14 protein-coding genes and 1 tRNA gene are annotated in these 14,354 nt (G+C 64.4%); 4 read left to right on the plus strand and 11 right to left on the minus strand.

Annotated elements, in window-relative coordinates; genetic code table 11:
• Positions 1–361: 361 nt before the first annotated feature.
• Positions 362–437, minus strand: a tRNA-Ala gene (locus GOSPT_RS20020).
• 119 nt (positions 438–556) lie between these two features.
• Between GOSPT_RS20020 and GOSPT_RS20025 the strand changes: the two genes are divergently transcribed.
• Positions 557–1,339, plus strand: a complete 783-nt coding sequence (locus GOSPT_RS20025; RefSeq protein ID WP_039856814.1) for a hypothetical protein — start codon at positions 557–559, stop codon at positions 1,337–1,339.
• Here the strand turns inward: GOSPT_RS20025 and sepX are convergent.
• The 5 genes from sepX to GOSPT_RS20050 form a co-directional block, all read right to left on the minus strand.
• Positions 1,296–2,693, minus strand: a complete 1,398-nt coding sequence (gene sepX / locus GOSPT_RS20030; RefSeq protein ID WP_005208429.1) for a divisome protein SepX/GlpR — start codon at positions 2,691–2,693, stop codon at positions 1,296–1,298. The two genes, GOSPT_RS20025 and sepX, sit on opposite strands and share 44 nt — an antisense overlap.
• 161 nt (positions 2,694–2,854) lie before the next feature.
• Positions 2,855–3,514, minus strand: coding sequence for an SIMPL domain-containing protein (locus GOSPT_RS20035; RefSeq protein ID WP_005208430.1), 660 nt, complete (start codon positions 3,512–3,514; stop codon positions 2,855–2,857).
• 48 nt (positions 3,515–3,562) lie between these two features.
• On the minus strand, positions 3,563–4,225 hold the full coding sequence (locus GOSPT_RS20040) for a GNAT family N-acetyltransferase (protein ID WP_039856816.1): 663 nt from the start codon (positions 4,223–4,225) through the stop codon (positions 3,563–3,565).
• Positions 4,226–4,312: 87 nt separating this feature from the next.
• Positions 4,313–5,626 carry a molybdotransferase-like divisome protein Glp gene (glp, locus tag GOSPT_RS20045; protein ID WP_005208432.1) on the minus strand — a complete coding sequence of 438 codons (1,314 nt, stop codon included), beginning with the start codon at positions 5,624–5,626 and terminating at the stop codon, positions 4,313–4,315.
• Between the two features lie 107 nt (positions 5,627–5,733).
• Entirely contained in the window at positions 5,734–6,690 is a 957-nt protein-coding gene (locus tag GOSPT_RS20050; RefSeq protein ID WP_005208433.1) for a UTP--glucose-1-phosphate uridylyltransferase, read from the minus strand.
• Positions 6,691–6,853: 163 nt separating this feature from the next.
• Here GOSPT_RS20050 and GOSPT_RS20055 point away from each other — a divergent pair, with 163 nt between their 5' ends.
• Entirely contained in the window at positions 6,854–7,432 is a 579-nt protein-coding gene (locus GOSPT_RS20055) for a 5-formyltetrahydrofolate cyclo-ligase (RefSeq protein WP_005208434.1), read from the plus strand.
• A 54-nt stretch (positions 7,433–7,486) separates the two neighbouring features.
• Here the strand turns inward: GOSPT_RS20055 and GOSPT_RS23350 are convergent, their stop codons facing one another.
• Both GOSPT_RS23350 and nhaA read right to left on the minus strand, forming a co-directional pair.
• On the minus strand, positions 7,487–7,837 hold the full coding sequence (locus GOSPT_RS23350; protein WP_083837502.1) for an FmdB family zinc ribbon protein: 351 nt from the start codon (positions 7,835–7,837) through the stop codon (positions 7,487–7,489).
• A 107-nt stretch (positions 7,838–7,944) separates the two neighbouring features.
• Positions 7,945–9,291 (minus strand): Na+/H+ antiporter NhaA, encoded by a 1,347-nt coding sequence (nhaA, locus tag GOSPT_RS20065; protein ID WP_005208435.1) that lies wholly within the window; start codon positions 9,289–9,291, stop codon positions 7,945–7,947.
• A 304-nt stretch (positions 9,292–9,595) separates the two neighbouring features.
• Between nhaA and GOSPT_RS20070 the strand changes: the two genes are divergently transcribed.
• Positions 9,596–10,195, plus strand: coding sequence for an SAF domain-containing protein (locus GOSPT_RS20070; RefSeq protein WP_005208436.1), 600 nt, complete (start codon positions 9,596–9,598; stop codon positions 10,193–10,195).
• A 185-nt stretch (positions 10,196–10,380) separates the two neighbouring features.
• A complete protein-coding gene (mscL, locus tag GOSPT_RS20075) occupies positions 10,381–11,214 on the plus strand; it encodes a large conductance mechanosensitive channel protein MscL (RefSeq protein WP_005208437.1) in 834 nt (277 codons plus the stop codon).
• A gap of 562 nt (positions 11,215–11,776) precedes the next feature.
• Here the strand turns inward: mscL and GOSPT_RS20080 are convergent.
• The 3 genes from GOSPT_RS20080 to GOSPT_RS20090 all read right to left on the minus strand — a co-directional run.
• Positions 11,777–12,448 carry an MspA family porin gene (locus tag GOSPT_RS20080; protein WP_005208438.1) on the minus strand — a complete coding sequence of 224 codons (672 nt, stop codon included), beginning with the start codon at positions 12,446–12,448 and terminating at the stop codon, positions 11,777–11,779.
• Between the two features lie 76 nt (positions 12,449–12,524).
• Positions 12,525–13,175 carry an MspA family porin gene (locus GOSPT_RS20085; RefSeq protein WP_005208439.1) on the minus strand — a complete coding sequence of 217 codons (651 nt, stop codon included), beginning with the start codon at positions 13,173–13,175 and terminating at the stop codon, positions 12,525–12,527.
• Between the two features lie 701 nt (positions 13,176–13,876).
• Positions 13,877–14,354: MogA/MoaB family molybdenum cofactor biosynthesis protein (locus GOSPT_RS20090; RefSeq protein WP_005208440.1), on the minus strand; the 478-nt coding region annotated here is incomplete at its 5' end.

The following is a 14,354-nucleotide window of genomic DNA, read 5'->3' on the forward strand; positions in this document are numbered from 1 at the left end:
CCAGCCCCGTGGGCGACTGCTGAGTCACACGTAACACCCGACGCCGCTGGCGAAGAGCTGGGCCTGGTGTTCCCTGGTCGGGATAGCAGGCTGCGGCCGTCGTCCGGGCGGCCCTTCTGACAGGTTCGAGTGGGTCACGCCGAAGACGTTTCGCAGAACGGTGGCCACGCTGCTCGCCGATGAGATCGGGATGGAGGCGGCGGCCGATCAGCTCGGTCATACGTCTTCGGAGCTCACCCGACGCCACTACGTGCGGCGCAAGTACGTCACAGGCGACGTGCGCCATGTACTGGATCCGGGTGAGCACACAGAAAGACGGCCCCTTCGGCGATGCCGGAAAGGCCGTCTACTCTGCTGCTTCTGGTGGAGCTAGGGAGAATCGAACTCCCGACCTACTCGATGCGAACGAGTCGCGCTACCAACTGCGCCATAGCCCCGGGTGACCACTGCGTGATCAGCCGTAGGTCACTCTAGCAGCCGCCGCGCGCAAGCTCACACACGCCTCGTCGTCGTGGCGACAAGCCGGATGTCGACACCGCTCCGATACCCTCGGCGCGTGGCCACAATGTCCGATAAAGAGCTCGCAACCGCCATCGACCGCGCGGTCGCCATCATCAACCCGATCCTCGATGCACTCTCCTCCTCGGATCCGCTGGGAATCAAGGCAAGCACATTCGACGACGACCCGGGGGACCGTTCTCGCCTCGACAAGCTCCGACACATCGTTGCACGTGGTTTCGATGTCGCCGATTGGCCGGGCACGCGAGGATGGTCGGAGCTGTCGATCAAGGAGCGCGGCAAGTGGTGGGTCGATCGCGTAGGCGCGCTCAACACGATTGCGGTCTCCTACCCCGGAGTCTTCGGCGCGTGGGCCAAAGCTCTGCCGCTCACCAGCGCTCTCGGCTACGCCAACCAGGCCATCGTGCTCATCGCGATCGCTCGCGAGTACGGCGTCACCGACCGCAAAGACCAAGTCCGACTGCTTGCTTCGGTGCTGAGCGGTCGAGAACTGAGTTCCGACGCCGCGGCGAACACCGACCCCTTCGACGACACGTCGTCAACAAAGAAGCGTCGCGGATGGTCGGTGATCGGTGGGCTCTGGGAGGTGGCGCAGATCCTGCGCAAGGTCAACGACGAACTCGATCGTCGACCCGGCCCTCCCAAGCTCCTCGGAATGCTCGGCTACATACCGGTTGTCGGCGCCCCGGTGACGTATGTCGGTGAGCGCGTTGCGCTTTGCCACGCCGTCACCGACGCAAGCAAGTGGATCAAGAACCACCCGGAAGCGATCACCGTCAGCCGGCAGCAGCCCGACGGAACTCCTCGTCCTCACGCATGACACGACGCCGCTGGAACGGCGGGATGTGATCGAAAATCGGGTCCTCGTCGTCGATTTCGACGACGACGGCTCCGCCGGGCCTACGCATCTGAGGTGCGGGCTCGGCCACCGGGACGAACTGCGGCGCAGCCATCTCGCGACGTCGACGCTCCTCGTCCTGGCGACGCTGACGCGCCACACGAGCTGCCCGCTGAGCACGTAGCCGCTGCTCGTTGCGGACCGCGCTACGCAGGTATGCCAAGTAGGCAAAGAGCATCACGACGGTGATCCCGGTGGCGATCCAACCGATGAGTCCCAGGAAGGCTCCGAGCGCGATCGAGATGACCACCAACGTCAGCAGCGCGATGGCCACGCGCTGACGCTCGCGGTAGCGAATCTTCCTGTCCTGCTCGTCAAATGACGTACCCGAACGTCGAGCATCACGTGTGCGACCACGTTCGACGACGTGCGTCGGCTCGGCTTGTGCTGCGGCGGAACGCTTGTCGCGCGGCACGGGGTTCTCGTAGCCGTCTACCTCGTCGAGGTAGTCGTCGTCCGCATCCTCCGCGTCGTATTCATCTTCTTCGTCGTAATCGTCTGTGTCGTACTCATCTTCGACGTCGTCCTCGTACTCGCCGTCCGCGTCGTAGTCGTCGTCCGAGCTGTCGTCTTCTACGTCGTAGTCGTCCTCGTACTCGTCGTCCTCAAACTCATCGTCGAGGTCGTCGTCGTACTCGAGATCGTCGTCGTATTCGGCTTCATCCTCGACGTCCGAATCATCCTCGAGCTCAGCATCTTCGGCCTCAGCCTCGGCATCCTCGACCTCGGCGTCGACGACATCTGAAGAGTCCTCGGTGTCCGCAGCCTCCTCGGCCTCAACCTCGTCAGCATCGACCAGTTCGCCGGTGAGCGTGACACTCTCGTCGGACGTCTCGGCATCGTCGGCGTCAGGATCCTCGGCGTCGACATCCTCTGCGTCGAGATTCGCCTCGACGTCCGACTCCGCCTTGGGCGCGTGCACCTTCGCTCCGGTTGCGCGCTTGGTGGTGGTCGCCTTCCGCGACGTCGGAGCGTCGTCGGTGTCGGATTCGGACGACGTCTCGTCGTCGGACTCGGTCTTGTCGAGAAGCGCTGTCGCAGTGCTGCTTGTGGAACGCGACGAGCGCCGCGACGTCCACGACGGGTCGTGCGGATGTGCACCGGCCGAGCGTCGAGCAGTCGAGGTACGGGCCTTGGTGCCGCCGCGGTGAAGAAGGCGCGTCATGCGCGCGGCTTCGGTCGACTTCCGCATCTGCGGTCGACCCTTGATGACCATGGGAACGAGGACGAAGAGCCACACCACGACGAGGCAGACCCACAGCACGGAATTCGGCATTCGACCTCTCCCTTCAATCACTCTGGTTACACCGGACCACCCAATAATCTAGGTGCGACCATTGTGCGAACTGCGCAGACGCGCCGAGCTCCCGCCAGATTGAAGCGATTCATATGGCTTTCTCAGCCGCCCCGTCAGCCGGCTTATCGGCACTCCCGCGGCTATCCCGCGACGAATCGCTCGTCCACCGAGACCTCGAGATCGATGTCCTCGGGCCGCAACTCCAACGTCGGCGCGTCAGCGGGCGCGTCCGCGAATGTCACCCGAGCCATCCGTTCGGGTCCACTCGACAGCATGTCCGGGTCGGCGAGCCGGACTGCCCGCACCTCGCCCCGCCCCACCGCGTCGGAGTACGCCTGCGCCTTTGCCACCGCATCGTCGACCGCGCGACGTCGAAGTTCCCTCTCATGCTGGGCCCGCCCCTCGCGCGTGACATCCCAACGCACGCCACCGACGTCAACACCCTCGACCGTCGCCCAGGCGTCGATGAACGCATTGAGTTCGTCGAAGTCGACGAACTCAGTGGTCACGCGAATCTTCGTGACGTACAGCAGTTCTCGCGGCTTACCGTTCGCATCGACCGGTCGATACGACCAGACGTGCACCGACTCGCTGTGCCACGTCGACACCGCGGCCCGTGCCTCGAGCGAGGTCAGCGACCCGACGATCCGTCCCTGCACCTCGACAGCGTCGGTGTAGACGGCCTCGCGGTTCGAGCCCGAGAAGTCGATGCTGAGCGAGAGCAGCGCACGCTCGGGCGGATAACTGTCGCGCGCGTGTCCGCGCACCACGATCTCGAGCAACCCCGATGACTCAGCCATACGGCAACCCTACGCAGAAGGACAGGTCGCCCAGACAGGCAACGAGAACTAGCCCTGCAAGAAGTTCGCGCGCCCCGAGCGCACCAGACGCTCGACGGCCCCTTCGGGAACCTCCTCGGCAGTCAGGGCGAACAGGTTGTGGTCGCGCCACCGCTTGTCGACGTCCATATAGCGTTCGAGAAGACCTTCGTGCCGGAATCCGAGCTTGGTCAACACCGCCTGCGACGCCCCGTTCGACGGCTGTACCGTCGCCTCCAGGCGATGCAGCCCCACCGGACCGAAGCAATGGTCGACGCCCAAAGCGACTGCGGCAGTGGCGATTCCCTGACCGAAGTGCGCCTGGTCGATCCAGTATCCGATCCACGCGGTCCGCACAGCTCCGCGTTGGATGTTGCCGACGGTGAGCTGTCCGACGTATGCGCCGTCGAGTTCGATGACGAATGGCAGGATGGTGCCGCGCCTGGCCTCGGATTTGAGGATCGCGTACAGCGGTGGCCACGACGCCGGCTGATGCCGATCGGCCCAACTGCCGACTCCGGTCGGCTCCCACGGCAGTAGCGAGTTCTGGTTGCGGATGCGAAGGTCGCTCCAGCTCTTGGCATCACGAACCCGCACCGGACGCACGGTCACCGCTCCACCACGAGAAAGCAATGGTCCCAACGTCGCCGGCCACCCGGGACTGGCCGGAACACCGCTCAACCATCTGAACACGCCAGTGAGTCTATTCGGTGAACGTCGTGGTGTGACCGGCTCGCACACACGCGCCGATCAAACAGAATCGACCCACCCCGGACGCACTCATCCGCGCTGAGCGAGGAACGCGACCTCGACCTCGTCGCCCGTACCCAATTCCTCGACGTCGGGTTCGACGATGATCAGGCAGTTCGCGTCGGCGAGCTCGGCCAGCAGATGCGACGATCCGGTTGGCGACGCCCCGAGCACCTGCACCAGGTACTCCCCCGACTTCTCGTCGCGCATCAACTGCCCACGCAGATATCCCTTGCGGCCCGCAACGGACGCGATCGGCCCGATCGTCCGTGCGGTGATCACGCGTCGCATCGGCTGTCGCTTGCCCAGCGCGATCCGGATCAGCGGCCGCACCATGACCTCGAACGTCACCAGCGCGCTCACCGGATTGGCGGGCAGCAGGAACGTCGGCACCTCATCGCGGCCGAGTCGGCCGAAGCCCTGCACCGAGCCCGGATGCATCGCGACCCGCGCGATCTCGAGGTCGCCGAGGTCGGCCAGGGCATCGGCGATCGCCCGCGAGGCCGTACCGCCCACCGCGCCGCAGATCACGACGATCTCGGACCGAATGAGTTGCGCCTCAACCACTTCGCGCAGTCGCGACGACTCGCGTTCGGCGAGTCCGACCCTGTTCACATCGGCACCGGCATCACGGGCGGCAGCCGCCAGGGAGTAACTGTTCACGTCGTAGATCTGGCCCGGGCCGGGAGTGCGGTCGATGTCGACGAGTTCGCTGCCCACCGAGATCACCGACAGTCGAGGCTTGGGATGAACCAGCACGCGCGACTGACCCACCGCCGCGAGCAATCCGACCTGCGCCGGACCGATGATCGATCCGGCACGGACCGCGACATCGCCGGGCTGCACGTCGTCGCCGACTCGTCGAACGTAATCGCCGCTGTCGACGCCGTGCCCGACCTTGACCTTCTGCTCGCCACCGTCTGTCCAGCGCAGGGGCACCACGGCATCGGCGAGTGTCGGCATCGGGGCGCCCGTCTCGACGCGTACCGCCTGCCGCGGCTGAAGCCTGGTCGGGGTGCGCGCACCCGGTGCAACCTCGCCGACCACGGGGAGCGACACGATCATCGGCTCGCCGGGCTCGAGGTCGACCAGCTCAGCACCGCCCGCGTCGAATTCCTCGAACTCGTCGGGATCACTGGGAGCCGACGCCCCGGCGAGCGCCACGTCGACGGCCCGCACGGCGTACCCGTCGATGGCGGCCTGGTCAAAACCGGGCATCGGTCGCTCGGTGACGACCTCCTCGGCACACATCAATCCCTGCGCCTCGGAGATGGCCACCCGTACCGGCCGCGGAGCCACCGCCGCAGCGGTCACCAGCGTCAGATGATCTTCGACGGACCGCATCTCACCTCATCGCCTCGCCGGACACACGTCAGGCAATGACGTTAGCGGCAGTGCCCTCATCTGTGATGCAGGCGCGCTGAGCCGACGTCGAGTCGGAAGGCGTCGGTTCAGTCTGCTGCCAGTCGCTGCACGAGCCATTCGCGCAGGTCGGGTCCGTAGTCGTCGCGGTCGAGAGCGAAATCGACCGCCGCTTTCAGGTAGCCACCGGGGTTGCCCAGGTCGTGACGGGTGCCCTTGTGGACGACGACGTGCACGGGTTCGCCCTCTTCGATCAGCAGCGCGATGGCATCGGTGAGCTGCAGCTCGCCGCCGGCGCCGGGCTTGATGCGACGCAGAGCGTCGAAGATCTTTCGGTCGAGGATGTAGCGTCCGGCAGCCGCGAGATTCGACGGCGCGTCCTTCGGCTCCGGCTTCTCGACCATGCCTTTGAGCTTCATCACATTGGGATTGTTGGCGTCGGGCAACTCCTCGACGTCGAACACGCCGTACGCGCTGATCCGGTCTTCTGGCACCTCGATCGCGCACAACACCGAACCGCCTCGACGTTGCCGCGTGCGGGCCATCACCTCGAGGACTCCACCCGGCAGCACCAGGTCGTCGGGAAGGAGGACCGCGATGGCGTCTTCGTCGTCGTCGAGGTACTGCTCGACACAGCCGACCGCATGTCCGAGACCGAGAGGCTTCTCCTGAATGACCGATGCGACCTCGAGCAACGACGGCGCCTTGCGCACCTTGGCGAGCATCGCGGCCTTACCCCGCGTGGCCAGCGTGTTCTCCAGAACAAGATCTTCGACGAAGTGCGCAACAACCCCGTCTTTACCCGGCGAGGTGATGATCAGCAGCCGCTCAGCGCCGGCCGACTTGGCCTCTTCGGCCACGAGCTCGATGCCCGGTGTGTCGACGACCGGCAGCAGCTCTTTGGGAACGGTCTTCGTCGCGGGCAGGAATCTCGTGCCGAGACCGGCTGCGGGAACAACCGCCGTTCTCGGGATAGGCGGGGTGTTCGGTACAGACGAGTACTCGCTGAATTCGTCGGTGCTCGCCTTGCTCACGCTGGACGTCATACCGACACCCTAATGTCGGAGTCTGACGGCGTCCGTGTGAAGTCTTGTGGATCACCTGACCAGTGGACGCGCGCGTCGCGGTACACGTCACTTTGGGGCGCTACAGTGCGAATGCAGAGCGGGGCGAGTGCAGGTGCAGGTGCGCAGAAAGGCGGAGGTCGCGGTGCCCACCCTCAAGAATCAGTTGCGCGAGGAGATCTCGGCCAAGCGACGCGACATGTCGCCGTTCGCACGCGAGCAAGCCGCAGGCGACCTCGCCGACTGGATCTACGCCGCACCATTCCGACTCGAATACGACGTCACCGTGGCCGCGTACGTCCCGATCGGCACCGAGCCGGGATCACCGGCGATGCTGGACGCACTCATCGACCGAGGGGTGAGCGTCTTGGTCCCGATCGTCCCCGACGGCGACCCGGCACCGCTGGACTGGGTCCGCTACGACGGCGCAACCACCCTGCAACCAGGACGCTGGGGGCTGCTCGAGCCGTCGGGCGAACGACTCGGCACAGACGCCGTACACGCCGCGTCGGTAGTGCTTGTGCCTGCTCTCGCGGTGGACAAGACGGGTGTTCGCCTAGGCCGCGGCGCGGGCTACTACGACCGAACACTGATCGGGAGCTCTGCTGAGCTCGTCGCCGTTGTCTACGACGACGAGGTCGTCGACGCTCTACCGTCGGGCAACTACGACGTCCCGGTCGGCTGGGCTCTCACGCCCGCCGGGGGATTTCGACAACTCAACTAGGAGTAAGCGGCGCCCGAAAATCGCGAAGGGTCAGCGATCACGAAGACGCAGCGATCACGAAGACGCAGCGGCGCTGCTCTTCGACTCACTCTTCGACGACGTGCTCGCGCTGCTGCTACTCGACGAGGAACTATCCGACGACGAGCTGCTACTCGACGAACCCTCCGACGACGATGAACCGCCGTCGGACTTGCTGCTCGACGACGCCGCTTCCGAGCTCGACGACCCCGAGCGGGAGTCTGTGCGATAGAAGCCGCTGCCCTTGAACACGATGCCAACCGAGTTGAACAGCTTGCGCAGACGCCCTGAGCACTGAGGGCATTCGGTCAACGAGTCATCGGAGAACGACTGAACAATGTCGAACTTGTTGTCGCACTCCGTGCACGCATACGAGTAAGTGGGCACCGGTACCTCCGAAGACTTGAGTGATTCGCCACTGATTCTAACCAACTCTGGCACTCGTACATTCCGAGTGCCAAACCGGACGTCGCCCTGAGCCGCGGTGAGTCCGTTCAACCTCCGATGACGTCGAGATCGGAGTCGACGACGCCGTCGCGATTCATGTCCGGATCACGGGTCTTGTGCGCATTCCAACGCAGCAGAACCGCGGCCGCAAACGCTGCGATCACCGACCCCACGAGGATTGCCCCCTTGGCGGGCGCGGCATGCTCGCCCTCCTCGAAGGAGAGCTCGGCGATGAGCAGGGCGACCGTGAAGCCGATACCGGTGAGCATCCCCACAGGGATGAGGTCGCGCAATCCGATGGCATCGGGAAGTCGTAGGGGCGTGAACCGGGTCATCAGCGCTGTGGCGCCGAGTACGCCGACCATCTTGCCGACACACAAACCCAGCACGATCCCGATCGAGACTGGCTGGATCAACGGTTCGTCCGCGCCGACAACCGAGACACCGGCCGCGGCAAACGCGAAGAGCGGCAGCGCAACTCCGGCAGACCACGGACGGATGGTCTCGTCGAGCAATTCGGTGCGCGAGAGCCGCTCACCGCGAATCGTGAGTGCAGGCACGACCAGCCCGAGCAGGACACCGGCGACGGTGGCATGTACTCCGGACGCGTGCATACAAGCCCACGCGACCACGGCCAGCGGCAGCAACAGCCAGCGATACGAGCGGGATAGCCGGACCACGACACCGAAGGCGACAATGGCCAGCAGTGCGCAGCCGAGCATGACGAAGTCGATGGACTCCGTATAGAAGACTGCGATCACCGTGATTCCGAGCAGATCGTCGACAACAGCGAGAGTGAGTAGAAACGTGCGTAACGCGAGCGGGAGCCCTCGTCCGAAGATCGCGAGGACGGCGAGCGCGAAGGCGATGTCGGTGGCGGTGGGAATCGCCCAGCCACGCAAGGCTTCTGGATCGAGTGCACCGACCACAGCCACGTAACAGAGTGCCGGCGTGATCATTCCGGCCACGGCAGCGACGATCGGCACGCCTGCCAGCCGGAAATCACGAAGGCTTCCGGCAACGAACTCCTGCTTCAGTTCGACACCGACGACGAAGAAGAAGATCGCGAGCAATCCGTCGGCGGCCCATTCGCTGAGGGAGAGATGGAGGTGCAGCGATTCCGGGCCGATCTCGTAGGCCAGAAAGCTGTGATAAGCGTCCCGCCACGGGGAATTGGCGATGAGGACGGCCAGTGCGGCGCTGATCAGCAGAAGCGCGCCGCTGGTGGTGTCGAGCGAGAGAGCTCGACGAAAACGTTCCCGACGATTGTGTCGGCGCCAGCCTGGCGGTCCTGTGCGGTCCGGTGTCCCCGTCGACGTGGACGACTCGGTGACCGACGTATCGAGGGCGGCGTCGTTCCTCGAGATCTGTCCATCGGAAGAATGCTCTGGCATGCGGTGATCCTGTCGGGCTGTCCCGGCAGCGAGGCCGAGAGGGGTCGATTGTGCATCCGGATCGTGATCCGGATCGCCGACCAGACTTCCCGGCACACCGTTGTCGATTCTAACGGAACACGACATTATCCACCGACCGCGCACGGTGGAGTGGTTGTCCACAGTCTCGTCGAGGGCACAGTCACACATGCCCGCAGGCGACTACGTTTCGCCCATGAAACCATCGCGTGGAGACCGGGTCCGCCTCGACCGCCGGGGCCGAGATCGTCTGAACCCGCGTCTCGTCGACCGTCTGGGAGCTGCCGTGCGTCCGGGTTGGGCGAGGTCGCTGTTGATTCGACGTTCCGCCGCGGCCCTACTCGTCATCGCCGCGCTGGGTATTGCCACGCTCGGCGGGGCCGAACACGACGACGAGTCGGTGATGGTTGCCGCTCACGATCTGGCGCCGGGCACCGAACTGGCCGCAAGCGATCTCGTCGTGCGTCGGGTTGCCGGCGGCATGGTGCCTGCGGGCGCACTGCGAATGTCGCGCGACGGCGCAGGCAAGACGGTGACCGGCATGGTCCGGGCCGGCGAGATTCTCACCGACGCACGGCTCCTCTCATCTCGGCTGCCGCAACAGTTGGCCGGGTTGGCCGATGCCCGCCTCGTCCCTGTGCGCCTTTCCGACGACGCTGTATCGGCGCTATTGCGAGCGGGCGATGTGGTCGACGTCGTCGGGCCGGACGCGGATGTACTTGCCAAGCGTGCCGTTGTCGCGCTGGGTACCGAACGGCCCGCGTCAAGTGGTCTCGCAGCGCGAAATCAGGCGTCGGCGCCCGTTGTACTCGCGATGGACCAGAAATCGGCACTCCGCGTCGCGGCGGCCGGACTCGACGTCGCACTGGCCGTAATAGTGCATTGACGTGTGGTTTCGCGATTCGTTGCACAGCGTCGAAGATTCATTGCACAGACACAACATGGTTTGGTTCCGCAACGCGCATGCCCAACTCCACTAACATCACGAAGAACGGACTGTGCACCACTGAGCAGATTCCGTCAGTACCTCGCCACAGGCACGTACCACCGACCGAATGAGAGGACCGGAAAGTGCTCAAGGGTTTCAGGGATTTCATCATGAAGGGCAACGTGGTCGATCTGGCCACAGCGGTCATCATCGCCACGGCCTTCACCGCAATTGTCACGGCTTTCACCGACGGCATCATCAAGCCGATCATCAACACCATCCCGTGGAGCCCGAACGAGGCAGACGGCCTCGGATTCGAGTTGGTCAGCGGCAAGTCGTCGACGTTCGTCAACATCGGTGGAGTGCTCACGGCGGTCATCAACTTCCTGATCATCGCCGCTGTCATCTACTTCTTGATCATCGTTCCGTACAACAAGCTCGCCGAACTCGGCGGCTTCGGCAAGAAGGCCGAGGTCACCGAGGTTGCGCTGCTCACCGAGATCCGCGACCTCATGGATCCCGACAGCGTGTCGAAGGCCAAGGCCGAGGCGGAGAAGGATCTCCCCGACCATCTGAGCGACTCGGGCGGAGGTGACGATGGCTCATCCGGTTCGGGAGCTTCCGATTCCCCCGACACGTATTCGCCGTCCTCCGACGCCTACCCGTCCGGTCGGCTCGAGGCCGCACCGCCCACACAGCGCCTCACGACGCCGCCCCCGGCTTCCCAGGCCCCGTACGAGGCGCCGTCGACCTACGGCAACCCACCGTCGTATCAGGGGCCGTCCGGACAGCCGCAGCAGAGCCCGCCGACCTACCCGGCCGGCGGCCCAGGTGCACCGCAACCCGGATACCCGACGCCGAACCCGGCTCCGGGCAACTATCCCCCGCCCGGGAACTACCCGCCGAGCAGCTACCCGCCGCCGGGATCGCAGTTCCCCGGCGACAATCCCGGCGACTCGGGACGCCACTCCCGCTGATCAGACGCCACATCGAAACGGCCACGCCCATCTCGGGCGTGGCCGTTTCGCTATGTCCAGCGGTTTGACAGCGACTTGACCATCGCATCCCAAGGTTCGGTTCCTAGGTTGAAATCCGTTGGCGCTGATCTTGATTCAGAAGGCGCCGACGGAACGTCACATCAACCCAACGGAGGAGCAACGATGCCTCAGCCTCACGGCAACCAGCGACCGGGCCAGAACAACCATGGCAGGCCGCAGACCCAGCCGCGCCCACGTCCGCGTCCGTGGTTCCCGTTCCCCTTCTTCGGGAGCTGAACCCAGCAGCCGACTCGATCGGTAGCTGAGTGCTGGTGGCGTCCGACAACGCCACCGCGCAGACGGTTCCGCTGCGTCGATGGTCGATCCCCGAGGCCATCGGCGCGGCGGCACCGCACAGGGGCGGGAACCGGATCTCCGGTTCCCGCCCCTGATCTGTCTGTGTTCGTAGAAGACCTCCGAGGAGGGCGTCACCAATGCCGCAGGGCGGGAACCATGTCGGTTCCCGCCCTGCGGTTGGTATTCAGTTGTGCGACAGGCGTGATCAGCCGAGGCTGAAAGGCGCGCCGTACAAGGTGACAACGGCCTTTACCGACTTCGTTGAGACCTTGACCGTCACAGCAGCTTTTGCGGATGCATATCCAGCGCAGCCATCGACACTGAAGCGTTCCTGGCTATACGCAACGCCTCCCGAATTCCCGGTGAACGTGAAGTCGTTGGCGGTGTAGTTGTCATCATCCTTGTTGGACACGTCACTCGATTGAGTTGAGATGATGGGGTAGTACGCGGCTGCTCCCGGAGCAAGGGTGAACCCCGCGCTCGCTTGCGGAACATTGTCGCCGAACGTCGGTCCATCCGCATCGGCGGTCACGCCGCCGCCAGCGCCGCCGCTAGCCCCGAAATTGACCTGACAACCGACTATGTATCCAACATTGATAGACGCACCCTGCGCTTCCCCACCGACGGTGACGGCTACCTTGCCCGACGCCCACACCTCGCGGCTTGTCGCAACGTTCGTGACTGCACGCTGAACGTTTGCAGATTCGTCAAAAAGCTTGATGGAAACACGGCTTCCATCCGCCAGAGTGATTGTCTTCGATCCCCCCGGCAGCGGGCCAGCGTCGGCAGCGCCGACACCCAGCGAAGTCAGCCCGACAACCGCGGCGGCGGCAGCAGCGCCAGCCGCGGCCACGCGACGCGTGATGATCTTCTTCATGATTCCCCTTCGTGGAGTTGAGTTCTGCTACTCACGAGCAGATAAGTGTTGAGAGATTTGGTTATCTGCTACAGAACTAGCCACTGAGGCTAAAGGGCTGACCGTACAGCGTGGACTGGACGTAACCGCCCGAACCGTTGACCGTGCCGGCCTTGGGGTCGTAGTCCTTCGACGCCTTAACCACCACGACTGTGCGAGCAGAAGCGAACCCGCCACACTTCTGAACATCGATCTGGAACTGGCTCAGCTGGAGGCTCGCAGAGCCATTCTTGTCGAAGCTCGTGTCTGTAACCGACACAACACCGACCTGGCCCGGCGTCAAGGGAATCGAAAGCGATGCGCTTGCAGAGGGCGTGCCCGAGAGGTCGATCGCACCGCTCAACCCTCCGCTGAGACCGTCGATATTGACCTGACACCCAACAAGGAGCTTCACGGCGACCGTGCCGTTCAAACCGCCACTAGCCTTGGCGGTGTAGACACCCGATACCCATGCAGATCGCCCCGCCCCGTTATTGGCGACAGAAGGCATCGGACCCGCCGTTTCATGCTTCCGCCAGCTTTCGACCACACCGCCATCGAAGCCTGACGCTTTCTTGTAACCGTCAGCCAACTTATAGACGGTGGCCTCCGCGTGTCCCGCCCCCATGCTGGTTGCGCCAATCACCGCGGCAGCGGCGACGGCGACCGCAGCAGCTCCGCGGCGCCCAAGCTTGCTGAACTTGCTCATTCGTTCCCTCTCACAGGATTCGGCTGTTATCCGAGGGAGACGAACTCGTTCCCTCGGGTTGACCTTGGCGGCTCGCGGGAATCATCGTCCGCTCCGGTTAACACGCTGTTTCGGCGTGCTCTCCGAGGCGTTAAACTCCCAGCCCCCTCGTTCCACTGCTGCCGGCCGACGTTGATCGGACTGCAGGACCACGGCCCCGGCCTCCCGCAGGGACCGAGTGTTGTCGCAGCGAACGTTATCCGAGCGATATCAAAACGGGCAACAGCAACGCTCAGGCCGATCTCAATATTCTCTTACACGATTCCACAGGAAGACTTCACGACAGTGTCAGGAAAAGTGTTAACAAAAGGAAAACACGCTGCGTCGGCCACCTCCGAGACGCTGTGTCACTCGTAATGCGGGGGCCGCTGGGCGCGGTACCACTCCTGAGAAACACCTTTGTGACCTTCGTCACTCTCATCGGACGTGGTCTCGGGCAGGTCGTCGCCGAAAACATCGTCGATCCTGCGACGTTGCCTCGATTTCCGTCGTGAACCGTCCTGCGCCCCACGATTCGAGTCTTCATGCGACATATCGACTATTCCATCTCAAACCGAAAAGCGGCGGGCCGTCGAACTTTTTGTGAACACAACGTGAACCGAAGTCATGCAGAGGTGCGCATTTCCTGATATCTCGCGCCATTCACATGGTCCTGCGTCGGCTCAGAATTCGCTGATCGACTCGATCACGTGCTTCGCGAGCGGTGCGACGGTAGCCATTCCGTCGCGAACGGCTGCGCGCGACTCGGCGATGTTGACCACCAGTGTCTGACCCGAGATACCCGCGAGTCCCCGCGACAGCCCGCCGTCGGTCGCTCCCGCAGCGAGACCGGAGCTCCGGACCGCTTCTTCAATGCCGCGAAGTCGGCGGTCGAGCAGCGGTTCGGTGGCCTCGGGAGCCACATCGCGAGCACCGACTCCGACGCCACCGACCGAAACCACCAGGTCGACGCCCCCGATGACCGCGGTGTTGAGCGCGTTGCGGATCTCGATCTCGTCGCCGGACACTGCGAGCGTCGCGTCGACGTGAAAGCCTGCCTCGTTGAGCAGCTCACCGACCAGCGGGCCGAGTGAGTCGGCGACCTCGCCGTGCGCGATCTGGTCGTCGACGACAACCACCAGCGCTCTACCGATCTCGCCG

The organism is Gordonia sputi NBRC 100414, from assembly GCF_000248055.1.
Lineage (GTDB): Bacteria > Actinomycetota > Actinomycetes > Mycobacteriales > Mycobacteriaceae > Gordonia > Gordonia sputi.

What these genes read in the sequence shown, in the direction of transcription:
- sepX (WP_005208429.1), bottom strand. Translation starts at nt 2,693, where the DNA reads ATGCCGAATTCCGTGCTGTGGGTCTGCCTCGTCGTGGTGTGGCTCTTC.
- GOSPT_RS20035 (WP_005208430.1), bottom strand. Translation starts at nt 3,514, where the DNA reads ATGGCTGAGTCATCGGGGTTGCTCGAGATCGTGGTGCGCGGACACGCG.
- glp (WP_005208432.1), bottom strand. Translation starts at nt 5,626, where the DNA reads ATGCGGTCCGTCGAAGATCATCTGACGCTGGTGACCGCTGCGGCGGTG.
- nhaA (WP_005208435.1), bottom strand. Translation starts at nt 9,291, where the DNA reads ATGCCAGAGCATTCTTCCGATGGACAGATCTCGAGGAACGACGCCGCC.
- GOSPT_RS20080 (WP_005208438.1), bottom strand. Translation starts at nt 12,448, where the DNA reads ATGAAGAAGATCATCACGCGTCGCGTGGCCGCGGCTGGCGCTGCTGCC.
- GOSPT_RS20085 (WP_005208439.1), bottom strand. Translation starts at nt 13,175, where the DNA reads ATGAGCAAGTTCAGCAAGCTTGGGCGCCGCGGAGCTGCTGCGGTCGCC.
- GOSPT_RS20050 (WP_005208433.1), bottom strand. Translation starts at nt 6,690, where the DNA reads ATGACGTCCAGCGTGAGCAAGGCGAGCACCGACGAATTCAGCGAGTAC.